This window comes from Pseudoalteromonas sp. FUC4 (assembly GCF_008370255.1).
Classification (GTDB): Bacteria; Pseudomonadota; Gammaproteobacteria; order Enterobacterales; family Alteromonadaceae; genus Pseudoalteromonas.
Map to the genome: position 1 here is coordinate 240,657 of NZ_SEUI01000003.1, position 22,764 is coordinate 263,420.

Genomic DNA, 22,764 nt, shown 5'->3' on the forward strand with positions numbered 1-22,764 from the left:
TTTTCCTAAATTATACGCGAGGCGCACGGGCGCCTGCACGGCCATCGGCCATTGTTTCTAAAATTCGGTGGTAGCTGTCAAAGCGCAATTGAGAAATTTTGCCATCTGCTACAGCTTCTTTAACTATACAGCCAGGATCGTTTAAATGTTTACAGTCTCTAAAGCGGCACCCGCCTATAAATTCTCTAAACTCTTTAAAACACCACGTTACACGCTCAACATCTAAATGCCATAAACCAAATTCGCGAATTCCTGGTGAATCGATTAGGTTACCGCCACTTGGTAAATGGTGAAGGCGTGAAACAGTTGTTGTATGCTGGCCTAGGCCGCTGTTTTCAGATACTTCTTTAGTTAATATTTCAGCGTTAGGTAATACAGTGTTAACGAGGGTTGATTTACCCACACCACTTTGACCAACAAAAATGTTATTTTTACCAACAAGTACTTCTTTTAATTCATCAATACCATTGCCCGATATATTACTAACAAGGAGTACTTGGTAATCAAGTTTACGGTAGATATCGAGAACTTTTTGTATTTCACTAAGACCAGCATCATCAATTAAATCTATTTTATTGAGTACTAAAATTGGCTCAATACCCATATCTTCACAGGCTATTAAATAGCGGTCGATAATACTTGGGGTAAACTCAGGTAGTACCGCTGATACCATGAGTATTTGATCAATGTTAGCTGCAATAACTTTCACGCCGTCGTAAAAGTCAGGACGGGTAAGTTGCGAACGACGCTCTTGCGTGGCTTCAATTACTCCGGCTAAATCACCTTCACTTACTTTGGCACGGCGAAACAATACCTCATCACCACACACTAAATTTGACACGGTACGGCGTATATTACAACGAAGTACATCGCCATTCTGTGTTTCGACATCGGCGTGTTGGCCAAAGCGACTGATCACAATTGCGCTCTCGACCTGACCTAAATTATCGGTTTGCCACTCTTGCGCGCCTTTTTTAGCTGGTCTTGAGTCTGCGCTATTAATGCGCTTTTGGTGATTGGCCTTGATCTGACGCGATTGGCCTTTACTTAATTTTTTCTGTTTTGCCACTGGAGGCCTATAACCTTAGTTAAATGTCGCTTTTCCTAAAAAAAGCTTTAGCTCGACGGTTGATGCTAATATGATATATCGAAATGCGTTGGATCTAAAGGAAAGCACCGCTTAGGTAATTATGACTATTAATAAATCAAATTTAATTTGGCTCGATCTTGAAATGACCGGACTCGAACCAGAGACCGATAAAATACTCGAAATTGCGACGGTTGTCACTGACGCAGACCTGAATATATTAGCCGAAGGGCCAACTATAGCTATTCATCAAAGTGATGAATTACTAAATGGCATGGACGAGTGGTGTACTACGCAGCATGGTAAGTCGGGTTTAACAGCGCGCTGTAAAGCAAGTACATTCGATGAAGAGTATGCAGTGGCACAAACGTTAGATTTTTTAAAACAGTGGGTGCCTGCAGGTGTATCACCAATGTGTGGTAATTCAATTGGGCAAGACCGCCGCTTTATGAATAAATATATGCGTGAACTTGAAGATTTTTTTCATTACCGCAATCTTGACGTGAGTACCATTAAAGAATTAGCACGTCGCTGGAAACCTGAAGTTCTTGCAAAAGTGAACAAAAAAGGTTCGCACCTTGCTTTGGATGACATTAAGGATTCGATTATGGAATTAAAAGTCTATAGAGAAAATTTCTTTAATTTGTAAAAAACACTTGCAAACACATCGGATTATTGTAGAATCCTGCCCCGCTCAAGACGATAACCTACGCGGGGTTAGTGTGTTTGAGTGATTGAATTACCATCAATAAATGCGGTACTAGCTCAGTTGGTAGAGCGCGACCTTGCCAAGGTCGAGGTCACGAGTTCGAGCCTCGTGTACCGCTCCAATTTCTAACCAAAAGAAATTGTAGTGTTGAGTGTAAAATATAATGCGGTACTAGCTCAGTTGGTAGAGCGCGACCTTGCCAAGGTCGAGGTCACGAGTTCGAGCCTCGTGTACCGCTCCAATTTCTAACCAAAAGAAATTGCAGTGTTGAATAAAAGTGTAATGCGGTACTAGCTCAGTTGCTAGAATTTTGAACGCGACCCGTCGCGCTTAAGCGTAAAATAACTAAAGAAGTCAAAATGCGGTACTAGCTCAGTTGGTAGAGCGCGACCTTGCCAAGGTCGAGGTCACGAGTTCGAGCCTCGTGTACCGCTCCAATCTTTTTATATCCTTTCAAAATTTCCTATATTAAAATCATAAATAAAATTATAATTAAAAATCTCTCTTATTTACTTTATTCTTTGTGCAATATTCAGCATTGAAGTTTTGGTTGTTAGAAGCTATCGCTTCGCGCGCGAGCAAGCTCTGCGCCTATAAGAAAGGTGTTGTACTTTAAAGTTATGGGTAAATAGCTGGAGTGGAGTAGGGGTTAATACTTTTAAACGGTTGCTAAAACAGCTCTCCCTGAATAGTTGCTATAACTCGTCTAGAGCCACCAGAATCGCGATGCTCACCTAAATAAATACCTTGCCATGTACCTAACGCTAAATAACCATTTGAAATAGGAATACTTAACTCGCAGCCTAACGTACTGGTTTTTATGTGTGCAGGCATGTCGTCGTCACCTTCATAATCGTGGCGATAATAAGGCTGACGCTCAGGAACGAATTTATTGAAATGGCTCTCCATGTCCATACGAACAGTGGGGTCTGCATTTTCGTTTATTGAAAGGCTCGCTGAGGTATGCTGAATAAATAAATGTAACAAACCAACTTTATAACTCGCCAGTTCAGGAAGCTGAGACAATAATTCGTCATCGATTATATGAAAACCTCGCGGGCGAGGCTTTAATGTAATTTGCTTTTGCTGCCAACTCATAGTTTATCGAAACTAACCTCAATGTTTGCATTACCAGCGTCACAGCTAAATGGCATGATGATTTTTTTACCTTGGCTTTTATGAGTAATTGTATGGCCCTTACCCGATACCACAATAGGCGTTGCCATATCAAAGTCGAAGCCTTTCTCGCCAAGTAAATTTTTAGCACCACCGGTTACCATGTTAGTTATTTCACCAACCATATCGGTAACTTCTTCATCTATAGCATCAGGGCGTTCGCCAAGCATACGTTCCATAATGGTCAACGCTAACTCTTCATCAAACGTAATTGAAAACGATCCACGAGTTTGCGGGCCAACCATGCCAATCAAACCTGATACATCACCACAGGCTATTTCATCAGTTTTAATGCGAGGTTTACCTGGCTTCAATTGAGTTTGAGCCATAGTGCTCAAAACATTAATTAAAGAAGATAAAAAAGGATTGATGAATTCTACATTCATAGTGGCTACTCTTAAATTTGTTCTGTGAAATGACTATATAGTTTAAGTATAGTCATTAAGGATAACTTTGAAGGATTATGATGTTCTGCAAGATTCACATTTACCATGTGCTTCTATTGTTTGCCCTGATACAACAAAGCCACCTTCGGCAGCTAAATTATTTAGCTCATGCGAAATTATACTCGAGTGTAATTCTTTGACAAAACCACAGGTATCGCAAATTAATAATTGTACTGGGTGTATATGATCAAAATGATGACACAGCATAAATGCATTTGTGCTTTCAATTTTATGAATAAAACCTAGCTCAGCTAAAAAGTCTAATGCACGATAAATAGTTGCAGGTTTAGCACCCGTTTCAGTTATTTTTAATTGCTCAAGCAAATCGTATGCACCAACACCACCTTGTGCGCTGGCTAATAGGCGAAATACTTTCTCGCGGATAGGCGTAAAACGCGCACCACGGTTGTCACAAACTTGTTTTGCTTTACTTACGAGTGATTCTATATTCATCATTACTCTTATCCTTATGCTACCGTGATATACTAACATACTGTGTTGTAGTTGCAGCGTTTTTATTAAGCGCTTTTTACCTAGGAAACCCAGTAATGCACGAACTATTGGCTATATTTATTTTCTTTTTTGCGGTTATTGACCCTATTGGCACTGTACCTGTATTTATTGCAGTCACACGTGGTGATGATGAGAAGTTTAAACGTAAAGTTATATTTAAAGCGGTAGGCGTATCTGCATTAGTGCTCTTATTTTTTGTACTCGCAGGGGAGCAATTACTTAACGCAATTGAAATTCCACTTTCTGCTTTTCAAATAGCCGGCGGTATCATATTACTTATTTTTGCACTTTCAATGATATTTGGTGAAAGCAAACCAGAAGCCGAAATTAAAAGTGTACGTGATAGCACTGAAACTGCTATTTTTCCTCTAGCTATTCCTTCTATTGCAAGTCCTGGCGCTATGTTAGGTGCGGTATTAATGACTCGTAATGAGGAGTATACATGGGTTGAACAGTTATTAACGTCTTCAATGATGCTCGCTGTATTAGCGGTTGTACTGGTTTTATTGCTGCTTGCAACGCACGTACATAGATTAATTGGTGACAGTGGCGCAAGTATAATAAGTAGAATTATGGGGCTTATTTTAAGTTCGGTTGCGGTTACTAATATTTTAAACGGTATAGCCCACTATTTTGGCTTGCAGGTGTTCTCTTAACATTGATGCCCGTTAGGCTTTTGTGTAAAATGCAGCGCCTTTTAAGCTGTGCTTAATAACTTTAATACCCTGAGGTTTGCTTTGAATAAATGTACTTTGGATAGACGCTTTTCTGTGGCCCCAATGCTTGATTGGACTGATCGCCATTGTCGTACTTTTCATCGCAAAATGACTAAACATACTGTGCTTTATACTGAAATGATAACCACAGGGGCTATTTTATTTGGTCGAGGCGACTACTTACATTTTAATAAACACGAAGGCCCAGTTGCGCTGCAACTTGGTGGCTCTGATCCTAAAGCGCTAGCGCAATGTGCAAAGCTCGCAGGTGAGCGTGGTTATGACGAAATAAATTTAAATGTAGGTTGCCCGTCAGACCGAGTTCAAAATGGTCGATTTGGCGCATGTTTAATGGCTGAACCTCAATTAGTTGCTGAGTGTATTGCAGCAATGAAAAACGAAGTAAACATTCCTGTTACCGTTAAAACGCGTATTGGTATTGATGAGCAAGATTCGTATGAGTTTTTATGTGCGCTTATTGAAGCGTCTCATAAAGTAGGGTGTGACGATTTTATTATTCATGCTCGTAAAGCATGGCTTAATGGTTTGAGCCCAAAAGAAAATCGTGAGGTTCCACCACTTGATTACCCACGTGTTTATCAACTTAAAAAAGATTATCCGCAGCTAGACTTAAGCCTAAATGGCGGCGTTAAAACAATTGAGCAGAGCCTAGAACATCTACAACATATTGATGGTGTAATGATTGGTCGTGAAGCTTACAGTAACCCATTTATGCTCAATGACGTTGATGAGAAAATTTATGGTGATGCTGCAAACACACAATCACGCCACGATGTAGTGCGTTCAATGTACGACTACATTGAAGAAGAAATGCGTTTGGGTGCTAATTTTTGGCATATTGCACGTCACATGCTCGGTATTTTTCAGGGGCAGCCTGGTGCGCGAGGTTTTAGACGCCACCTTTCTGAAAGTGGTCACGGTAAGCAAGCTGATTTATCGGTAATGGATAAAGCATTAAGCTTTGTACCAGAATAAAACTAAGCTTTAAAAATTCTAAATTTAAGCCACTTTCGAGTGGCTTTTTTGATCCTAAAAATTAGTCAAAATCATAATTTATTGGCCAATTACACTCTATGTTGTTCAGCTTAAAGTCACTAGAATTTAGAGTGTTTGTTGTTTACCATTATGATTTTAAAAGATTTATTTTTGTTTTTATGAACTTGGCACAACTCTTGGAATCTCCTTGTTGAAATTAATTAAAAATTAACAGGAGAATACCATGGGAATATTTAACCGCGTAAATGATGTAATTCAATCAAACATTGTCGCCATGCTTGATAAAGCAGAAGATCCAGAAAAACTTTTAAACCTAATGCTTACCGAGATGCAAGATGCATTGAATGAGTGTCGTAGTACAGCAGCCGCTTTATTGTGTGAAGAGAAAGTAATTAATCGCCAAATTGATACTAAAAAAACAGAATTAACAGCTTGGCAAATGAAAGCAGAACGTGCGGTTGAGAAGGGCAGTGATGACCTTGCTAAATCAGCTTTACTTGAGAAGCAACGCGTTAACGAAAGCATTGAAAATAAGCAAACGCAATTAGAAACTTTGCAAGAGTCTATCGCAAAAATTGAGTCTGATTGTGAGCGCTTGCAGCAAAAAATGGCTATGGCTAAAACTAAGCAAGCTCAGTTAATGCAACGCCATAATGTTGCTATTGCTAGAGGGCGAATCAGTACACAACTACAAAGCGATAAAGTAGCTCATGCATTATCTCGATTTGATCAAGTAGAGCAGCGTGTAGAAAGTATTGAAGCGCAAATAGAAGCATATGAGTTAACTGACTCTGCAAATACGACGGCTTCACAAATTGAAGCTTTAGTTAAAAATGAAAAAATAGATGCTGAGTTAGCCCAGTTAAAAACAAATTTAAAAACTGATTTAAAACAGACTGCTTAAGGGGAATATTATGAATAGCTTTAATCGTCAACGAGGTTGGTATAAAGATACTCTGAATAAAAAAATATCGGGTGTTTGTAGTGGTTTAGCTCATCGATTAGATTTTCCAGTATGGGCAACACGTGTAGTTACTATTTTATTATTTTTGAGTTTTCCGTTTGCAATTGCGCTTGGTTATTTTATAGCGCATTGCTGCCTTGAAAATAAAGAGTATTAATACCAACAGGCATAAATATTTGAACAATTTAACGAATTAAATCACTCTATAACGTTGTTAAAAATTTTTTATTTAGAACCACTAGATATAAAAATTTTTGCCTAGTTATAGCGCAATTTTCTTATCGTTAAATAGGCCTCATATATAAGCCGGTTGGTATAAGGAGAATTACTATGAAAGCTTTGGCAGTATGTGTAATTATCTATTTATTACTGTTTACTGATTTAATAACGTTTGTGCAGATTGATTCTTGGCAGTTGCCGCTATGGGTTGCTGATATTAGCTGGGCAGGGCTTGAGCTTGTAGGTGCTTTGGCCGCAATTGTTACTGTAGTGGCGGTAGTGGCTTTAATTACGATGGGATTAGTTGGTGCGGGTGTGGTGGCATTAGCAGGGACTGTTTTAGCGCTTTTATTCGGATCTATAATGATTGCATGGCCGTTACTATTTGTTGCAGTGTTGTGTTGGCTTGTGGCCGATAACAAAAAAGTAGCCTCTTAATCCTTAATTTGACTGACTATTATAGGTTAACTATGTTAAATTTAGCCTGTAATTTAAAGTTTTCATAAGGATAAGAATGATGACGAAACTATGTTTTTCGATGGCTTCTGCATTAATATTTAGTTTTTTTTCGTCATCGTTGGCGGCGCACTCAGGGCACGATCATGGTTCTGATGTGGCTGTGCTCGAAGTAACTAACGCGCAAGTTAGAGAGTTTTTACCTGGCAGTACTTCAACTGTAGGTTATTTAACCCTTATTAATCACAGTGGAGCCGCAGCAACTTTAACTAAGGCAACTATTGATGGCTTAGGGCGTGTTGAAATACACGAGCATTCACATGTAAACGGCATGATGAAAATGCAACAAGTTGAATCGGTTGAAATTAAGGCGCACGAAAGTGTCAGCTTTCAGCCAGGCGGTTATCATTTAATGGCATTTGAACCACAAGAGCCATTAAAAGTAGGACAAGATCGTAAACTCACACTATATTTTAGTGACGGTAATCGCTTATTTACTAATGCTCAAGTCGTGTCGCTTGAAGTGCAAGCTAAGCAGTCAAAACCATCTACTCAACACGCTCATCATTAGGAGTACACATGTCGCAACATAAAGGAAAAATAGCAGGAATAATTGTTTTACTGCTTATCATATTTTACGCAATTGCTGTTTATTGGAGCACAGAGCCTGCACGTTTTGATGTAGTAAGTAATGCAAAAGAACAAGCTGCACTGCGAAGTGAAAAAATAGTAACGGGTTATGTAACCACATCAACGCTTATTACAGTTGCTAGCACTTTGCTTGATAAACCAGGTGGCTACTTATCAAATGATGTAATGCCACCAAGCATTATAATGGACGATATGCCTGCATGGGAATATGGCGCACTTGAAATGGTGCGTGATTTATCGCTTTCAATGCGAAAAGATTTTAGTCGTTCGCAATCACAATCAACTGAGCATGAAGCACTTAAAAAGGCGCAGCCACAGTTTAATATAAGCTCTGAAGCATGGGCGTGGCCAAGTGCTGAAGGTGAGTACCAAAAAGGTATTGATTATTTAATGGTATATCGTGCACAAATTGCCAATGAGCATGAACGCGATAGCCAATTTTACGCACGAGCAGATAATTTACGTAGTTGGCTTAAAGAAGCCGAAAAGCGTTTAGGTAGCTTAAGCCAGCGTTTAAGTGCCAGTGTTGGTCAAGAAAAAGTGAATACAGACTTAGCGGGTAACTCATCAAATAAACAAGCAACGCTTGCGCCACTACAGCAGCAAGTTAGAACACCGTGGTTAGAAATTGACGACGTGTTTTACGAATCGCGCGGTGCTACTTGGGCGTTACTACATTTTTTACAAGCGATAGAGTATGACTTTAATGATGTGCTTGAAAAGAAAAATGCACGCGTAAGTGTTCAGCAAATTATACGTGAGCTTGAGGCAACCCAAGAAACAGTGTGGAGCCCACTTATTTTAAACGGGAATGGTTTTGGCTATGTGGCTAACCATTCTTTAGTTATGGCAAATTATATTTCTAGAGCCAATGCGGCTTTAATCGAACTTAGCGAGCTATTAGCTCAAGGATAAAAAAATGAAAAAGTATTGTTTAGCAGCAGCCCTTTCAATGGCATGTTTAGCACCCGCAGCGCAAGCTGACACTCTATTAGGTTTATACGTAGGTGTTGATGGGTGGAAGTCAGATAATGATGGTCAATTTTCTTATAAGGATAAACAATCTCAAAATTTTGATTTTGAAGATGAAACATTTATAAGTTACTACGCTGCACTTGAGCACCCAGTGCCGCTAGTTCCAAATATTAAATTAAAGTATACAGAGCTTGAACTTAATGGTGATGCGGTTATTGGTGATACGTTTAGCTTTAATGGCAGTACCTTCGATACAAACAGAAAAGTCAATACTGTTAGTGATTTATCGCACATTGATTATATTCTTTATTATGAAATTTTTGATAACGATTTAATCTCAATTGACTTAGGTTTAAACGCTAAGCAGTTCGATGGAGAAATTACTGTACAGTATGATAAAGATGAACGAGATGTTTCCCAAACTGAAACTGTGGATTTTTCGGGCTTTGTTCCTCTTGCATATGGTCGCGCCGAAGCAGGTTTGCCATTCACTGGTTTAAGTGTATTTTTTGAAGGTAGCTTTTTGGCTATTGACGATAGCAAAGTACAAGATTATCAAGTAGGCGTAGCGTGGGAACTGATTGATAATTTGGCAGTAGATGTTGCTGTTAAAGCAGGCTACCGCTCTATGATATTAGAACTTGATGATGTAGATGATATTACGACTGATATTGATGCATCTGGCCCATTTGCGGGTATTCAGGTTCACTTTTAATTAGTACCTTCTAATTAAATAAAGCGTGGCATATTATCTTATAGCGTGCCACGCTAAATCAAACTCTCCTTCCAACGCATTATTAATCAGTTGCTTATAGACCTTATTTACTGGGAAGTTAATAAGTTTAGATAGCTCATCACCTGTTTGAGTAAATTTGTAATAGCTTAATACCAAATCGCTACTTTTTGCTTTTAATGTTACTTTTTGTGATAAAAATGAAAGCGTAAGCTCTTGTCCCGCTTTAAGTACTGCAGATTCAATCTCTTTTCTATACAGTAAATTAAGATCCATGAGCGTTAAAATTTCTGGAAAGCTAATGCCTGTTTTTCCTAAATTTAGAGATACTTTATTGCCTTTTCGTAGTAAATCGAACAAAGATGGTTTTTTATAAAAGCCGAGTAGAATAAAGTGACTGTCGTCTTTTTCGTTGTAACCTGAAAGCGAAACACACTTTTGTAAAGAATCTGCTTCTCGCTGTGTCATATGCTTTAACGTTTGCAGGCTTTTAATTGAAAATGTCCCCGGGTTAAGCGTTTCTCCCGTTAAAATTTTAGCCCATAAAGTTTGCATTGACTCATTTGAAGTATCTTCACACAGCGCTATAAAATGCTCTACCCAATCTACATCAGGTTGTTTTCTACTTGCTACATCAGGGCAAAACCCCATAGCCATTGCTAAAATTGACTCTATATTTTGTTGCTGTTTAATTAGTAGCAAATCTTGGCGCTTTTGGGCGCGAGCTAAAACAGAGTTTTCACTGTTGATATGATAAAGCGGTTTAACTTGACCTTTAATATTGTAACTTTGCTCGTTAGTAGGTAGCACGCCGTTACTTCCTACTTTAGTTATAGGATAGCCAAGTAAGGATTCAATGATGTTCGCAAGATTAATTCTCGCTTGTGCTGTTTTGACTTTCATGGCTTTGTATTACTCTTTGTGGATCACTAAGCTGCGCTACGGTTTGAAGATTATTTAACCCCAGAGAAACTGTATTGCGCAGCACATACTCGCTCAAAATGGCGGTGTAGCCAGATATTAAAGGGGCGGTAGTTTGCCCTTTAATATTACATATTAAAGTAACGATACCGTTTTGTTCGCTAAATCTAAATGTTCCTCTAATAATATGTTCAGCATTTAGAAGTATGTTAAAGCTGACCTTATTTTGGCTTACTGACGTTATGATCATTTCACCATAACCCCACTTGCTCTTCCAAGACTGATGAGCCCCTAAACCAGAACTAGGCTCGCCTAAAGTAAAGCGTATACTGGAGTCTACTTTTTCCCATGGAGACCATTTTTTCCATTGACTAAAGTCGGTGACAAGCGGCTTTACTACGTCAATATTTGCATTGATTTCAATTGTTTTATTCACATTATAGCTTTGAGGGAGTATCAGCCCTATCAGTACGAGTACTAATAGTAATAACAGTACGCCTTTAATTAATATTTTTAATAGCTTAATAAGCACACCCTTATTCGTTTTTTGAGCTGAAATACAACAACTTTTATTAATGGACTATAGTATGAATTAGATTATAAACCAAAAATAATTTATTAATTGTTACTTAGTTGCATGAATACCGTTAGGGCTATATTTTTAATGAAGCTATGAAATAAATACACTTGTTGAAAGTTTTGATTCTACATTTCTTGGTTTTGTAAAATGAACCAATAAGATGTTGAAGCATAGAATCAGTAAAATTGCTCAAAGATTTGGGAAAGTGGAGAGTGCTTTATGTATGCATACTTATTTTAAAAATCGAACTTATAAATAAACGCTAAAAAAGATTAACTTATTATTATTTAAGATAATGAACGATTTAGAATTTAAAGCGCGATATGCTTTGACTACTTTGTATATATAAAGAATTTAGTAGGGTATAATTCGCGCCTTTTGTTATTCTACGGCCACAATTATGAGCACACTCAAAGCTAAGCGCGCCTTATTTTCATACCCTAAATACTGGGCTGAATGTTATGGCACCGCACCATTTTTACCAACTACACGTGAAGAAATGGATGCACTTGGCTGGGATAGTTGCGACATAATAATAATTAGTGGTGATGCGTATGTTGATCATCCTAGCTTTGGGATGGCGGTAATTGGCCGTGTGCTTGAAGCGCAAGGCTTTAGGGTGGGGATTATTGCCCAACCTGCATGGGACTCTAAAGATGCATTTATGGAGCTTGGCAGACCGAATTTATTTTTTGGTGTAACAGCCGGCAACATGGATTCGATGATTAACCGCTATACAGCGGAAAAACGCATGCGCCACGATGATGCTTACACGCCTAATAATGTAGGCGGTAAGCGCCCAGATCGCGCCGTGATGATTTACTCGCAAAAATGCCGTGAAGCATACAAAGGTATCCCAATTGTTATTGGCGGTATTGAAGCCAGCCTTCGCCGTATTGCTCATTACGACTATTGGCAGGAAAAAGTACGTCGTAGTATTTTGTTTGATGCAAAAGCCGATATTTTAATTTACGGTAACGCAGAGCGCCCACTAGTTGAAGTTGCACACCGTATTGCGGCGGGTGAAACGATGGATACGATTCAGGATATTCGCGGCACGGCTGTTATTCGAAAAGAGCCTCTACCTGGTTGGCGTGGCAGTGATTCTACCGCTATTGATAAAATTGGTAAAATCGACCCTATTCCAAACCCATATGGCGCGGATGATGTTGGCTGTAGTAAATCAGAATTTAAACAAGCGGGTATTGATTTAAAAGCAGAAGCGGCAAAACCAATCATGGTTCAGCCTGCACGTCCTAAGCCGTGGGAAAAAACCTATGTTAAGTTACCTGCCTATGAGCAAGTAAGTGTTAACAAACCTTTATACGCCCATGCCTCGCGAATTTTACACCAAGAAACAAATCCTGGTTGTGCAAGAGCGCTTTACCAACGACATGGCGATCGCTCTATTTGGGTAAACCCGCCAGCATATCCATTAGAAACGCATGAGATGGATGCTGTATTTGGTTTGCCGTATCAGCGTATTCCTCACCCAAGTTATGGTGATGCCAAAATACCTGCTTACGATATGATTAAAACATCAGTTAATATTATGCGTGGCTGTTTTGGTGGTTGTTCGTTTTGTTCAATTACAGAGCATGAAGGGCGCATTATTCAAAGTCGTTCGCAAGAATCTATTATTGAAGAAATTGAACAGATTAGAGATAAAGTTCCCGGCTTTACTGGTGTTATTTCTGATTTAGGTGGCCCAACGGCGAATATGTATAAGCTGCGCTGTACTAGTAAAAAGGCTGAGAGTACCTGTAGACGCTTATCATGTGTATATCCTGATATTTGTAAACACATGGATACAGATCATACGCCAACAATAGATTTGTATAAAAAAGCACGTGAAGTTAAGGGTATTAAAAAGGTATTGATTGCTTCAGGTGTACGTTACGATTTAGCTGTACGCGACCCGCGTTACGTTAAAGAATTAGTAACGCACCATGTAGGCGGTTACTTAAAAATAGCGCCAGAGCATACAGAGGATGGTCCATTATCAAAAATGATGAAACCAGGTATGGGAGCGTACGATCAATTTAAAGAACTATTTGATAAGTATTCTAAAGAAGCCGGTAAAAAGCAGTATTTAATTCCTTACTTTATATCTGCTCACCCAGGCACAAAAGATGAAGACATGGTAAACATGGCTTTATGGCTTAAATCAAACGACTTTAAGCTTGATCAGGTACAAAATTTTTACCCATCACCTATGGCTAATGCGACGACTATTTACCATACAGAGATGAATTCTTTACGTAATATAAAAAACAACTCAGAAGCTGTTCCAGTACCTAAAGGCGCACGCCAACGTAGATTACATAAAGCTATTTTACGCTACCATGATGCCGCTGGTTGGCCGATGATACGTGAAGCTCTACGTAAAATGGGTAAAGCTAATTTAATTGGTAAAGGACCTAACTGTTTAGTGCCAGAAGAAGGGCGCGATGAAAAAGCAGGTAAAGGTGGTAAAAAAGGTGGGCGTCCGGCGCTAACGCGACATACCGGTTTTAGCCAATTTAAAAAGGCAAACACTAAGCCAAAAGTGGGCGGTAATCGTCAGCGAGCAAGGTAATAGCAACACAAGTCTAAAATTTATAACCTCTTTATTGTCATATTAGAATGGGCAATAAAGAGTTTTTACTAAAAAACTTCAGATAACCACAAACGTAATTTAAGTGACCATAATGGCTGAATGCCTGTTAGCCCTTGCGTCATTTTGCTATCTTTTAAGATAATGTAGGATGGCGTAACTTGTCCTCGCCAATCGGTAAATATCTCACCTTGTTGATCGTTTACAGTGGTAAAACTGTAGCCATGATCATTTAGATAATTATGTAGTTCTTGATCTGAACCAGGTTTTATTGCGATGGTGACTACGGGATAATTGTTTTCTGCGGAGAGTTCATTTATTACAGGGGATGTCACGCTACAAATAGGGCACCAAGTTCCCCAAAAATACACAAGGGTGGGTTTATCTTGGCTCATTACTGCTAAATCAATGTTTTGCCCTTTATAGTCGATTAATTGTAATTGAGGATTTACTGGCATGACAGGTTGCCGCCACCAATTGACGGCGGTATAAATGACAAAAAATATAGAGCCATATACCAATACACTTTTTAATATGGATACGCTTTTTTGTTTTAGCGTTTTTTTAGATATGCCATTTTTATGTTTGGTATCCGTTGCCATAGCTACTGATTTACCCTAAGTGTTTTTTGCTTTAGTTCTTTAAATTTAAAGCGTTTAATTTATATCAGTAACCATGTAGCAGTCCCTAAAAAGGCGAATATACCAACAATGTCAGTCACCGTGGTTAGCACCACACTCCCAGCAAGAGCAGGGTCTATATTCATTCTTTTAAGTATTATTGGAATACTTGCACCAGCAACACCTGCCACCACTAAGTTCATAAACATAGCGAAGGCGAGTACGCCACCAAGCATAAAGTCCCACTGCCATAGCGCAATAACACCCGCAATTAATAGTGACCACAAAATGCCGTTTAGCGCGCCAATGGCCAGTTCTTTCATCATTAAAAAGCGTTGGTTTGTTTGATTTATATGACCTACTGCAATACCACGGATAACAAGCGTTAATGATTGGCTACCAGCAACACCACCCATAGAAGGGACAATACCGTTAAGCACAGCCAAAATAGGGAGCACATCTAAAGTGCCTTCAAAAAAGCTAGCTACAAAAGCAGCTGCAAGTGCGGTTAGTAAATTAACTCCTAGCCAAACTGAGCGTTTTTTAGAGCTTTTTAGTACAGGAGCAAAGGTATCTTCTTCATCATCAAGACCGGCCAAACTTAATAAGCTATGCTCGGCATCTTCTCGGATTACGTCAACGATGTCATCGATAGTAACACGACCGAGGAGTTGGTCGTTATCATCCACCACAGGGGCCGATATCCAATTATGACGCTCAAATAATTGCGCTACTTCACTTTCATCCATTGAGATTGGTATAGACTCACAATCTTCATCCATTAAATCAAGGACAATTCTTTCTGGCGGATTAGTTAATAATGTACTTAGCGATAAAGCGCCTATAAAGCAGTTATGCTTATCAACAACATATAGATCATCTGTACCCTCTGGTAACTCACCACGAAGTCTAATATAACGAAGTACAACATCAAGCGTAACATCAGGGCGGATGGTCACCGTATCGGTGTTCATTAGCGCACCAGCTGAACGCTCTTGATATGACAGTGCTTGCGTTGCACGTTCACGGTCTTGAATGTCCATCGCGCTAACAACGTCTTTATAGACGGTATCTGGCAGGCTACGTAATACTTCACCTAAGTCATCGTGGCCCATATCTTCAGTTGCGGCGGCAATGTGCTTAGGTTCCATTTGGGCAATAATGCCTAAACGAACATCCTCAGATAATTCTTCAAGAACATCACCCTGCACATCAGGATCAACCAATTGCCAAAGCAGTCGGCGAATTTTATGCGGTGATGATTCTAATAATAATGCGGTATCACAAGGAGCCGTTTTTGCGAGCATGCGCCTAACTTGAACAAATTGACCACTATTGAGTGACTTGGTCACCTGTTTTAGTTGCTGTAGTGGGTAATCTTGTTCAAAAGCTTCAGGCATTGGCGTCCTTTATAAATTGTTATATTACTTTATGGGGGGAGGTGAGTTAACTGGCGTTACTAACCTATTTATTTTATATATCTGTTTTAATTGAAGCATTAGTAATGCGAATATTGTTTTTATAAAACAGGTTATTCTTGTTCATTAAAGCGTTGTGCTATTAATTCTCCAACAGCGTGTAAAGCTTGCTCAGAATCAGGACCTTTACAAACAACTTTAACTTCTTTTCCTTGGCTACTTTCAAGTAACATTAATGCAAGTACGCTATCGCCTGCTGCTTCTTTGTCATCTTGGAATAATGTGATTGTAGCATCAAATTGTACTGCTAATTGCGCAAGCACAGTAGCTGCTCTGGCGTGTAAGCCTAATTTGTTTTTTATTAAAAAGGTATCTTCACAATGCATAACTTACTCTACCTAAGCTGAACAGATGATTATTCAGCTATATTATTTTTCTTGCTCGCGATGGCGAATTTTTACATTGGGATGTGTCATTGCAAAACTTTCACCGATAGTTTGCGCTAAATACACAGAGCGATGTTGCCCGCCTGTACACCCAATAGCAATGGTTAAATAACTGCGGTTATTTCGTTCTAAATGCGGTAACCACGTTTGGACAAATGTTTGAATTTGCCATGTGAATTTTTGCACTATGCTGTGATTAGCCAAATAGTCTTTAACGGGTTGATCTAACCCATTTAAAGGCTTCAACTCTGGTTCCCAGTGTGGATTTGGTAAAAAGCGTGCATCAAATACGTAGTCTGCTTCTTTTGGTATACCGTGTTTAAAACCAAATGATTCAAATGTGACAATCAGTTGCTTATCTTTTTTACCTAAAATCTTTTCTCGAATAGATTCAGCGAGTTGATGAACACTTAAATCAGTCGTATCTATCATAAAGTCGGCGCGAGTGGTTAACACATCAAGTAATTCTTTTTCTTTTTTGATGGCTAAATCAAGAGGCAACGAGTCAATTGATAGTGGGTGTAATCTGCGTGTTTCAGAAAAGCGTTTGATCAATGTCTGATCGTCACTATCTAAATAAAATAACGTAGGGTTTGCAAAGCCTGGCAAGTATTCAAGAATATCGTTAAATTCATCTTGTTCTTTAGGGATATTGCGCACATCAATGCTAACAGCAATTTTATCGTAGCTATCAGATACACTGCGAACTAGTGAAGGTAGTAGGTTTACTGGAATATTATCTACGCAATAATAACCTAAATCTTCTACAACGCGCAAAGCAACCGACTTTCCAGAACCAGAACGGCCGCTTATGATAATTAACTCCATTTAACACCCTTTATAAAACTATGATTGATCGACAATAACTTGGTAAAGCTCAGTATCAGATTTTGCACTGCGTAACTGTTTACAAAAATCTTTGTTGTTTAGTTTATCAGCAATGGTTGCTAGAGTCTTTAAGTGCTGCTGGTTATCGCCATCTGGTACGATGAGTGCGACAAAAATATCAACAGGGCGATTATCGATTGCATCAAAGTTTATTGGAGTTTCGCTAACGAGCACTAAAGCCAAGGGCTCTTCTGCACCGCTCATTCTTCCATGAGGAATAGCAATGCCACGCCCTATACCTGTACTACCTAATTTCTCTCTGCTCATTAAAGCATTAAGAATATCTTGTTGCGGTAAATACGGAAGTTTGTCATGAGCAAGTTCGCTAATGAACTCTAAAATTCTTTTTTTGCTATTAAAAAGGACCGCAGCTTTGCTGCAGTCCTGGCATATAAGTGAACTTAATTTCATCATATTAGTGTCGAGCAAGCTTCTCTTTGTGTTTGATTACTTGACGATCGAGCTTGTCGATCAACGAGTCAATAGCGGCATACATATCTTGATGTTCTGTAGAGGCAAATAGCTCAGCACCGCTCACGTGTATTGTGGCTTCTGCTTTTTGATTTAATTTTTCTACATCGAGAATGACATGAACATTATTAATATGATCAGAGTGTCTTTCAAGCTTCGCAAATTTAGTATTAATATAGTCTCTTAATGAATCGGTTAATTCTACGTGACGACCAGTTAAGTTTAGTTGCATAAGCATTACCCTCTTAGTTTAGCGTCTTAAATCAGACTTTTACGCTGATTTGACGGTGGAATAGCAAGAGATTCACGGTATTTTGCGATTGTACGTCTTGCTACTTTAATTCCTTGCTCAGCCAATATATCCGCTATTTTGCTATCACTCAATGGTTTTGCTGAGTTTTCTGCTGCGATTAATTTGCGAATAAGCGCACGTATTGCTGTAGATGAACATTCACCACCGTTTTCAGTGCTTACATGGCTTGAGAAAAAGTATTTAAGCTCAAATATACCACGGGGTGTATGCATGTACTTTTGAGTAGTTACGCGCGAAATTGTTGATTCGTGCATTTCTACCATTTCAGCAACATCATTTAAAACCATTGGTTTCATGGCTTCAGGGCCATGTTCAAAAAAGCCTTGTTGTTGCTTAACAATACAATTAGTAACTTTTAATAGCGTGTCGTTTCTACTTTCTAAGCTTTTAATAAACCATTTAGCTTCTTGTAAATGTGAGCGAATAAATTGACTGTCGCCACTTGATTTTACAGTACGAGACATTGCCGCGTATTGGCTATTAACACGAATTTTAGGCATGCTATCTGGGTTTAATTCGACAACCCAGCGGCCTTTAATTTTTTTAACTGACACATCAGGAATAACGTACTCAGACTCTTCCCTTACAATCGTATCTGCAGGTTTTGGGTTGAGAGTATGTATCAGTGTCATTACTTCTTTAAGCTCTTCTTCTTTGAGCTTAGTTTTTTTCATTAATGTACGATAGTCGCGAGCTGCTAATAGATCAATATGCTCGGTTAAAATCATTTTAGTTTCATTAATGTAAGGTGTTTCTTTATCAAATTGATTAAGCTGAATACACAAACACTCTTGTAAGCTACGTGCAGCAATACCAACAGGATCAAACAGTTGGATGCGTTTTAATACGGCTTCAATTTCATCAAGTTCGACTTCGTTATCATCTTCGTTTTCTTGATTAAAGCTTTCTAAAATTTCTTCGCAGCTTAGTGTTAAAATACCTGAATCATCGACGGCCTCTACAATCGCAATAGCAATAGCTTCATCGGTAGGGCTAAATGGCGTTAGTTGTAATTGCCACATCAAATATTCATGAAGCGTTTCAGTAGAGGCACCTTGGTATATTGATTCATCTTCAGGCATTGGACCTGATGAGGCTGCAGGAGCGGCACTCATGTACTCATCCCAGCTAACATCCATAGGCATGTCGTCACTTAGCGTGTCTTTTGCAAGTGCTTCACCAGTATCTTGTTCGTATTCGCTCGGAGCATCATCAGCCGATGCGCTAACAGTTATGTCATCGGTATCAGCTTTTTGCTCATTTTTACCAGCAGCGTCTTCGGAATAGTCTGCCTCTTCAACCTCTAATAGTGGATTACTGTCGAGAGCTTCTTGTATTTCTTGCTGGAGATCCAATGTACTGAGTTGCAACAAACGAATAGCTTGTTGCAACTGTGGAGTCATTGTAAGTTGCTGGCCCATGCGCAGCTGTAGTGATTGCCTCATGTATCTCTAACAATCCTTTTATGTTGTTATAATTAATACTAGCAGATGCTTAAAGACATGGCGTAAATGTTACAGCCTAAATTGCTCGCCTAAGTAAACATCGCGTACTGTTTTATCATTTAATACGTGTTCTGGAGTACCTGATGCAATCAGCTCCCCATGAGAAACAATGTAGGCTTTTTCACAAACATCAAGGGTCTCTCTTACGTTATGGTCGGTAATTAATACACCAATCCCACGATTTTTAAGATGTTCTATTATTTTCTTTATATCTAATACCGAAATAGGGTCAACACCGGCAAACGGTTCATCCAGTAGTATAAATTTAGGATCTGCTGCCAGCGCTCGTGCTATTTCCACGCGACGACGTTCGCCACCCGATAATGCCATACCTTGGCTATCACGAATGTGTTGTATGCTAAATTCATCTAATAAGTTATTGAGCGTGTCTTCTCTGGCTTGTTTATTTAGTTCTTTGCGCGTTTCTAAAATGGCCATTAAGTTTTGATAAACAGTCAGCTTTCTAAAAATTGATGACTCTTGTGGTAAGTAGCCTATGCCTAATCTAGCACGACTATGCATAGGTAAAAGAGTAATATCGTTATCATCAATCGATATTTTACCTTTGTCGCTAGGAACAAGCCCTACAATCATATAAAAAGTCGTTGTTTTACCGGCACCGTTAGGGCCAAGTAAGCCAACAATACTGCCAGCTTGTACTTCAAGGCCGACGTTTTTTACAACTTCACGACCTTTATAGCTTTTTGCCAATAGTTCTGCTTTTAATGTGCTCATGGTTGACCTTTATCGCCTTTTTTACTTTTTTTAGTTTCGATCGGTACTAAAATTGTGTGAACGCGGTCAGTTGAGTTTTCATCTTTTTCGGCACTGATGAGCTGCTGCTCTATGTCGTAGGTAATGCTTTTAGCATTTATTTTTTGTCCGGCTTGCGATACTTGTGCATTACCAACAAGCGTTAAAAAACGCTTAGATACATCATAACGTACTTCGTCAGCACTGGCGCTCATAGTCGTGCCGTCTGATTGCTTTTCTTCAAAGTGCGCAGGGCTACCTGTGGCAATTAATAATTGTTTATTATCACCAAGTTCATCACGTTTGTGTACTTCTAGGCGATCGGCTGTAATGCGGCGATTACCGTGAATAATCTCAACGTTTTTCTCAAAAATACCCACATTAGCTTTCAATTGACCTTCTTGCTTGTCGGCACTTATTGAAATTTGATTGGCAGCAGGTTGCGTGTTTTGTTCTGCAGCACTACTATTAAACGCTAGTATAAGTGTAGGAATTATAAGTGATTTTAATATTTTATTGGTCATAGTATATGGTTCGCGTATGGTTAATTAGTTTTATCACTTCGGTTTTTAAGTCGGCTTCTAGGCCTTTACCGGTGATTTTTAAATTGGGTCCAGTGATGATAACGGGTTGCTCCGAACGCATAGTTAATAGCTTTATATCTACCTGAATATTATCAGCATTGATTTTGTCTATCATGGCGTTATCGGTTAAGTTTTTGGCAACCACATTACCTTCTAAAATTAATTGTTTATCTTCGTATAATGTTGCTTCGTCTGCATTTATTTGCCACGTTTGCTTTTCGTTATATAAAGTAAAAATGGGTTTTTCGAAAAACGTAAAACCTAATTGTTGATATAGCTCCATTTTAGCCGCAGTGACTTTGTGGCTAATCTTACCTTGTTCGTCATAGGCTGTTTGTTTGAGTTCAATGGCTATGTAATCAGGCTTGGCAATAACTTCTGGCTCAGCCTGAGGCGCAACATTTGTTTGTGTAAAATAAGGGTACCAAAGCCAAACCATACAGCTAATGAATAAAACGCTTAATATTATGCGCGCTGCATTCATGAACTAGTGCCTTGTGTAGTCAATGCTTTACCATTTTCAAGCATGAGCAAATCGGTGAGTTCTCTGACAGCACCAAAACCACCAGGCATTTGCGTTACATAATGTGACAAACGCTTGATAAGTGGATGGGCATCATTTACTGCAACTGCAAAGCCTACTAACTCCATAACAGGCATGTCAGGACCGTCATCACCAATATAAGCAATTTGTTCATCGCTAAGGTTGAGTTTATCTTTTAATTCTTGATAGGCAATGAGCTTATTTTCTTGGCCTTGATAAATATGCTGTACGGTTAAGCTGCTCATACGTTGTTGCACTATTTGTGAATGACGACCAGTAATTACAGCCACTTCAAAGCCACTGTTTATAAGTGCTTTAATGCCAAAACCATCTTTTGTATTAAATGCTTTTAGCTCTTCACCTTGATTGCCAAGGTAAATACGGCCATCAGAAAATACACCATCAATATCGCATATAAGTAGTTTTACTTTTTTAGCGCGTGCTTTTGCATCATTGCTCAGCGGTTGATAGAGTTCTTCAAATTGCATTTATAATACTCCTGCTTTTAATAGATCTTGCATATTTAATGCGCCAATAGGTTGGTTTTTCTCATTGACGACGATTAGGCCATTTATACGTTTACGTTCCATAATATTGAGCGCTTCAGCGGCTAAAATATCTTGGGTAGCCGTAGTACATGACTTGGTCATAACAACATCTATTTGTGTTGTATGAATATCAATTTTTTGTTCTAAAATACGACGCAAATCGCCATCGGTAAATAACCCTACGAGTTGCTGATTTTCATCAACAATGGCTGTCATACCTAACCCTTTAGCTGACATTTCAATAAGGGCGTCTTTAACTGTTTGTGAAACACCAATAATAGGTGTATTTGCGCCGCTGTGCATAACATCTTTTAAAGTAAGTAATAAGCGCTTGCCTAAACTACCACCTGGGTGAGATAGCGCGAAGTCATCTGCTGTAAAGCCGCGAGCTTCTAATAATGCAACCGCCATGGCATCGCCCATCGCAAGTGTTGCTGTGGTACTTGATGTAGGAGCTAGACCTAATGAACAGGCTTCTTTTTCTACTTTAATGCACACATGTACATTAGCAAGAGTCGCCATGGTTGATTGCGTATTGCCAGTCATCGCTATCATTTTGGCACCAAGTCGTTTTAAAACCGGAATGATATTTAAAACTTCGCTGGTCTCCCCTGAATTAGAAATAAGCATAACCACGTCATTTTTAGTGATCATACCTAAATCACCATGACTTGCTTCACCAGGGTGAACAAAAAACGCAGGACTGCCAGTACTTGCAAGGGTTGCCGCTATTTTATTGCCAATATGACCTGATTTTCCCATGCCAATGACAATAATACGGCCTTCGCAGTCGTACATTAATTGGCACGCGTTATGAAAGTTTTCATCTACATATTGTGCAATATCACTCAGTGCTTGGCGCTCAACATCTAAAACGCGAAGGCCTTGTTCAATAAAGTTTAGCGTTGCCATCAT

Annotated in this window: 28 protein-coding genes and 3 tRNA genes; 13 read left to right on the top strand and 18 right to left on the bottom strand. The window is 39.1% G+C overall.

Annotated elements, in window-relative coordinates; genetic code table 11:
- Positions 1–10: 10 nt before the first annotated feature.
- Complete coding sequence (gene rsgA, locus EU510_RS10550) at positions 11–1,069, bottom strand: small ribosomal subunit biogenesis GTPase RsgA (RefSeq protein ID WP_096793728.1); 1,059 nt, start codon at positions 1,067–1,069, stop codon at positions 11–13.
- 121 nt (positions 1,070–1,190) lie between these two features.
- Between rsgA and orn the strand changes: the two genes are divergently transcribed.
- From orn to EU510_RS10570, 4 genes are all read left to right on the top strand, one after another.
- On the top strand, positions 1,191–1,736 hold the full coding sequence (gene orn / locus EU510_RS10555; protein ID WP_004336052.1) for an oligoribonuclease: 546 nt from the start codon (positions 1,191–1,193) through the stop codon (positions 1,734–1,736).
- 105 nt (positions 1,737–1,841) lie between these two features.
- Positions 1,842–1,917: transfer RNA gene (locus tag EU510_RS10560), tRNA-Gly, on the top strand.
- 44 nt (positions 1,918–1,961) lie between these two features.
- Positions 1,962–2,037: transfer RNA gene (locus EU510_RS10565), tRNA-Gly, on the top strand.
- Positions 2,038–2,157: 120 nt separating this feature from the next.
- A tRNA-Gly gene (locus EU510_RS10570) sits at positions 2,158–2,233 on the top strand.
- A gap of 232 nt (positions 2,234–2,465) precedes the next feature.
- Here the strand turns inward: EU510_RS10570 and EU510_RS10575 are convergent.
- From EU510_RS10575 to EU510_RS10585, 3 genes are all read right to left on the bottom strand, one after another.
- A complete protein-coding gene (locus EU510_RS10575; protein ID WP_149593472.1) occupies positions 2,466–2,894 on the bottom strand; it encodes a secondary thiamine-phosphate synthase enzyme YjbQ in 429 nt (142 codons plus the stop codon).
- A complete protein-coding gene (locus tag EU510_RS10580) occupies positions 2,891–3,358 on the bottom strand; it encodes a chemotaxis protein CheX (RefSeq protein WP_024595807.1) in 468 nt (155 codons plus the stop codon). Before EU510_RS10580 ends, EU510_RS10575 begins: the two co-directional genes overlap by 4 nt.
- 75 nt (positions 3,359–3,433) lie before the next feature.
- Positions 3,434–3,871, bottom strand: coding sequence for a transcriptional repressor (locus tag EU510_RS10585; RefSeq protein ID WP_149593725.1), 438 nt, complete (start codon positions 3,869–3,871; stop codon positions 3,434–3,436).
- A gap of 95 nt (positions 3,872–3,966) precedes the next feature.
- Here EU510_RS10585 and EU510_RS10590 point away from each other — a divergent pair, with 95 nt between their 5' ends.
- The 8 genes from EU510_RS10590 to EU510_RS10625 all read left to right on the top strand — a co-directional run bounded on the left by EU510_RS10590 (position 3,967) and on the right by EU510_RS10625 (position 9,644).
- Positions 3,967–4,587, top strand: a complete 621-nt coding sequence (locus EU510_RS10590) for a MarC family protein (RefSeq protein WP_007580269.1) — start codon at positions 3,967–3,969, stop codon at positions 4,585–4,587.
- Positions 4,588–4,710: 123 nt separating this feature from the next.
- Positions 4,711–5,643 (top strand): tRNA dihydrouridine(20/20a) synthase DusA, encoded by a 933-nt coding sequence (gene dusA / locus EU510_RS10595; protein WP_262501224.1) that lies wholly within the window; start codon positions 4,711–4,713, stop codon positions 5,641–5,643.
- Between the two features lie 244 nt (positions 5,644–5,887).
- The gene (locus EU510_RS10600) at positions 5,888–6,568 is read left to right on the top strand and encodes a PspA/IM30 family protein (RefSeq protein ID WP_149593474.1); all 681 of its coding nucleotides are present in this window, start codon (positions 5,888–5,890) and stop codon (positions 6,566–6,568) included.
- 10 nt (positions 6,569–6,578) lie between these two features.
- Positions 6,579–6,785, top strand: a complete 207-nt coding sequence (locus tag EU510_RS10605; RefSeq protein ID WP_008172691.1) for a PspC domain-containing protein — start codon at positions 6,579–6,581, stop codon at positions 6,783–6,785.
- Positions 6,786–6,958: 173 nt separating this feature from the next.
- Positions 6,959–7,285 (top strand): hypothetical protein, encoded by a 327-nt coding sequence (locus tag EU510_RS10610; RefSeq protein WP_149593475.1) that lies wholly within the window; start codon positions 6,959–6,961, stop codon positions 7,283–7,285.
- A gap of 79 nt (positions 7,286–7,364) precedes the next feature.
- Entirely contained in the window at positions 7,365–7,874 is a 510-nt protein-coding gene (locus tag EU510_RS10615; RefSeq protein ID WP_410477419.1) for a copper chaperone PCu(A)C, read from the top strand.
- Between the two features lie 8 nt (positions 7,875–7,882).
- Entirely contained in the window at positions 7,883–8,869 is a 987-nt protein-coding gene (locus EU510_RS10620; RefSeq protein WP_149593477.1) for a DUF2333 family protein, read from the top strand.
- Positions 8,870–8,873: 4 nt separating this feature from the next.
- Positions 8,874–9,644 carry a TIGR04219 family outer membrane beta-barrel protein gene (locus EU510_RS10625; protein WP_149593478.1) on the top strand — a complete coding sequence of 257 codons (771 nt, stop codon included), beginning with the start codon at positions 8,874–8,876 and terminating at the stop codon, positions 9,642–9,644.
- A 33-nt stretch (positions 9,645–9,677) separates the two neighbouring features.
- Here EU510_RS10625 and EU510_RS10630 read toward each other — a convergent pair whose 3' ends face one another.
- Both EU510_RS10630 and EU510_RS10635 read right to left on the bottom strand, forming a co-directional pair.
- The gene (locus EU510_RS10630) at positions 9,678–10,565 is read right to left on the bottom strand and encodes a TIGR03899 family protein (protein WP_149593479.1); all 888 of its coding nucleotides are present in this window, start codon (positions 10,563–10,565) and stop codon (positions 9,678–9,680) included.
- Entirely contained in the window at positions 10,534–11,115 is a 582-nt protein-coding gene (locus EU510_RS10635; RefSeq protein ID WP_149593480.1) for an SRPBCC family protein, read from the bottom strand. The genes EU510_RS10630 and EU510_RS10635 overlap by 32 nt, the downstream gene beginning before the upstream one ends.
- A 448-nt stretch (positions 11,116–11,563) precedes the next feature.
- Between EU510_RS10635 and EU510_RS10640 the strand changes: the two genes are divergently transcribed.
- Complete coding sequence (locus tag EU510_RS10640; RefSeq protein ID WP_149593481.1) at positions 11,564–13,741, top strand: YgiQ family radical SAM protein; 2,178 nt, start codon at positions 11,564–11,566, stop codon at positions 13,739–13,741.
- 68 nt (positions 13,742–13,809) lie between these two features.
- Here the strand turns inward: EU510_RS10640 and EU510_RS10645 are convergent, their stop codons facing one another.
- The 12 genes from EU510_RS10645 to EU510_RS10700 all read right to left on the bottom strand — a co-directional run bounded on the left by EU510_RS10645 (position 13,810) and on the right by EU510_RS10700 (position 22,761).
- Positions 13,810–14,361, bottom strand: coding sequence for a protein disulfide oxidoreductase (locus tag EU510_RS10645; protein WP_149593482.1), 552 nt, complete (start codon positions 14,359–14,361; stop codon positions 13,810–13,812).
- Between the two features lie 59 nt (positions 14,362–14,420).
- Entirely contained in the window at positions 14,421–15,779 is a 1,359-nt protein-coding gene (mgtE, locus tag EU510_RS10650; RefSeq protein ID WP_149593483.1) for a magnesium transporter, read from the bottom strand.
- Positions 15,780–15,910: 131 nt separating this feature from the next.
- Positions 15,911–16,183 (bottom strand): HPr family phosphocarrier protein, encoded by a 273-nt coding sequence (locus tag EU510_RS10655; protein ID WP_002957937.1) that lies wholly within the window; start codon positions 16,181–16,183, stop codon positions 15,911–15,913.
- Between the two features lie 42 nt (positions 16,184–16,225).
- A complete protein-coding gene (rapZ, locus tag EU510_RS10660; protein ID WP_002957938.1) occupies positions 16,226–17,071 on the bottom strand; it encodes an RNase adapter RapZ in 846 nt (281 codons plus the stop codon).
- A gap of 18 nt (positions 17,072–17,089) precedes the next feature.
- Positions 17,090–17,542 (bottom strand): PTS IIA-like nitrogen regulatory protein PtsN, encoded by a 453-nt coding sequence (gene ptsN / locus EU510_RS10665; protein ID WP_024595797.1) that lies wholly within the window; start codon positions 17,540–17,542, stop codon positions 17,090–17,092.
- 4 nt (positions 17,543–17,546) lie between these two features.
- The gene (gene hpf, locus EU510_RS10670) at positions 17,547–17,834 is read right to left on the bottom strand and encodes a ribosome hibernation promoting factor (protein ID WP_007580301.1); all 288 of its coding nucleotides are present in this window, start codon (positions 17,832–17,834) and stop codon (positions 17,547–17,549) included.
- 26 nt (positions 17,835–17,860) lie between these two features.
- Positions 17,861–19,360 carry an RNA polymerase factor sigma-54 gene (locus EU510_RS10675; RefSeq protein WP_149593484.1) on the bottom strand — a complete coding sequence of 500 codons (1,500 nt, stop codon included), beginning with the start codon at positions 19,358–19,360 and terminating at the stop codon, positions 17,861–17,863.
- Between the two features lie 69 nt (positions 19,361–19,429).
- Positions 19,430–20,155: an LPS export ABC transporter ATP-binding protein gene (lptB, locus tag EU510_RS10680; RefSeq protein WP_002957942.1), complete on the bottom strand. Its 726-nt coding sequence runs from the start codon at positions 20,153–20,155 to the stop codon at positions 19,430–19,432.
- Complete coding sequence (lptA, locus tag EU510_RS10685; RefSeq protein WP_002957943.1) at positions 20,152–20,697, bottom strand: lipopolysaccharide transport periplasmic protein LptA; 546 nt, start codon at positions 20,695–20,697, stop codon at positions 20,152–20,154. Before lptA ends, lptB begins: the two co-directional genes overlap by 4 nt.
- Entirely contained in the window at positions 20,687–21,241 is a 555-nt protein-coding gene (lptC, locus tag EU510_RS10690) for an LPS export ABC transporter periplasmic protein LptC (protein ID WP_149593485.1), read from the bottom strand. The genes lptA and lptC overlap by 11 nt, the downstream gene beginning before the upstream one ends.
- The gene (gene kdsC, locus EU510_RS10695) at positions 21,238–21,789 is read right to left on the bottom strand and encodes a 3-deoxy-manno-octulosonate-8-phosphatase KdsC (protein ID WP_149593486.1); all 552 of its coding nucleotides are present in this window, start codon (positions 21,787–21,789) and stop codon (positions 21,238–21,240) included. The genes lptC and kdsC overlap by 4 nt, the downstream gene beginning before the upstream one ends.
- Positions 21,790–22,761: a KpsF/GutQ family sugar-phosphate isomerase gene (locus EU510_RS10700; RefSeq protein WP_149593726.1), complete on the bottom strand. Its 972-nt coding sequence runs from the start codon at positions 22,759–22,761 to the stop codon at positions 21,790–21,792.
- Between the last annotated feature and the right edge of the window lie 3 nt (positions 22,762–22,764).

What these genes read in the sequence shown, in the direction of transcription:
- orn (WP_004336052.1), top strand. Translation starts at nt 1,191, where the DNA reads ATGACTATTAATAAATCAAATTTAATTTGGCTCGATCTTGAAATGACC.
- EU510_RS10575 (WP_149593472.1), bottom strand. Translation starts at nt 2,894, where the DNA reads ATGAGTTGGCAGCAAAAGCAAATTACATTAAAGCCTCGCCCGCGAGGT.
- EU510_RS10580 (WP_024595807.1), bottom strand. Translation starts at nt 3,358, where the DNA reads ATGAATGTAGAATTCATCAATCCTTTTTTATCTTCTTTAATTAATGTT.
- EU510_RS10585 (WP_149593725.1), bottom strand. Translation starts at nt 3,871, where the DNA reads ATGAATATAGAATCACTCGTAAGTAAAGCAAAACAAGTTTGTGACAAC.
- EU510_RS10590 (WP_007580269.1), top strand. Translation starts at nt 3,967, where the DNA reads ATGCACGAACTATTGGCTATATTTATTTTCTTTTTTGCGGTTATTGAC.
- dusA (WP_262501224.1), top strand. Translation starts at nt 4,711, where the DNA reads ATGCTTGATTGGACTGATCGCCATTGTCGTACTTTTCATCGCAAAATG.
- EU510_RS10600 (WP_149593474.1), top strand. Translation starts at nt 5,888, where the DNA reads ATGGGAATATTTAACCGCGTAAATGATGTAATTCAATCAAACATTGTC.
- EU510_RS10605 (WP_008172691.1), top strand. Translation starts at nt 6,579, where the DNA reads ATGAATAGCTTTAATCGTCAACGAGGTTGGTATAAAGATACTCTGAAT.
- EU510_RS10610 (WP_149593475.1), top strand. Translation starts at nt 6,959, where the DNA reads ATGAAAGCTTTGGCAGTATGTGTAATTATCTATTTATTACTGTTTACT.
- EU510_RS10615 (WP_410477419.1), top strand. Translation starts at nt 7,365, where the DNA reads ATGACGAAACTATGTTTTTCGATGGCTTCTGCATTAATATTTAGTTTT.
- EU510_RS10620 (WP_149593477.1), top strand. Translation starts at nt 7,883, where the DNA reads ATGTCGCAACATAAAGGAAAAATAGCAGGAATAATTGTTTTACTGCTT.
- EU510_RS10625 (WP_149593478.1), top strand. Translation starts at nt 8,874, where the DNA reads ATGAAAAAGTATTGTTTAGCAGCAGCCCTTTCAATGGCATGTTTAGCA.
- EU510_RS10630 (WP_149593479.1), bottom strand. Translation starts at nt 10,565, where the DNA reads ATGAAAGTCAAAACAGCACAAGCGAGAATTAATCTTGCGAACATCATT.
- EU510_RS10640 (WP_149593481.1), top strand. Translation starts at nt 11,564, where the DNA reads ATGAGCACACTCAAAGCTAAGCGCGCCTTATTTTCATACCCTAAATAC.
- EU510_RS10645 (WP_149593482.1), bottom strand. Translation starts at nt 14,361, where the DNA reads ATGGCAACGGATACCAAACATAAAAATGGCATATCTAAAAAAACGCTA.
- mgtE (WP_149593483.1), bottom strand. Translation starts at nt 15,779, where the DNA reads ATGCCTGAAGCTTTTGAACAAGATTACCCACTACAGCAACTAAAACAG.
- EU510_RS10655 (WP_002957937.1), bottom strand. Translation starts at nt 16,183, where the DNA reads ATGCATTGTGAAGATACCTTTTTAATAAAAAACAAATTAGGCTTACAC.
- rapZ (WP_002957938.1), bottom strand. Translation starts at nt 17,071, where the DNA reads ATGGAGTTAATTATCATAAGCGGCCGTTCTGGTTCTGGAAAGTCGGTT.
- ptsN (WP_024595797.1), bottom strand. Translation starts at nt 17,542, where the DNA reads ATGAAATTAAGTTCACTTATATGCCAGGACTGCAGCAAAGCTGCGGTC.
- hpf (WP_007580301.1), bottom strand. Translation starts at nt 17,834, where the DNA reads ATGCAACTAAACTTAACTGGTCGTCACGTAGAATTAACCGATTCATTA.
- EU510_RS10675 (WP_149593484.1), bottom strand. Translation starts at nt 19,360, where the DNA reads ATGAGGCAATCACTACAGCTGCGCATGGGCCAGCAACTTACAATGACT.
- lptB (WP_002957942.1), bottom strand. Translation starts at nt 20,155, where the DNA reads ATGAGCACATTAAAAGCAGAACTATTGGCAAAAAGCTATAAAGGTCGT.
- lptA (WP_002957943.1), bottom strand. Translation starts at nt 20,697, where the DNA reads ATGACCAATAAAATATTAAAATCACTTATAATTCCTACACTTATACTA.
- lptC (WP_149593485.1), bottom strand. Translation starts at nt 21,241, where the DNA reads ATGAATGCAGCGCGCATAATATTAAGCGTTTTATTCATTAGCTGTATG.
- kdsC (WP_149593486.1), bottom strand. Translation starts at nt 21,789, where the DNA reads ATGCAATTTGAAGAACTCTATCAACCGCTGAGCAATGATGCAAAAGCA.
- EU510_RS10700 (WP_149593726.1), bottom strand. Translation starts at nt 22,761, where the DNA reads ATGGCAACGCTAAACTTTATTGAACAAGGCCTTCGCGTTTTAGATGTT.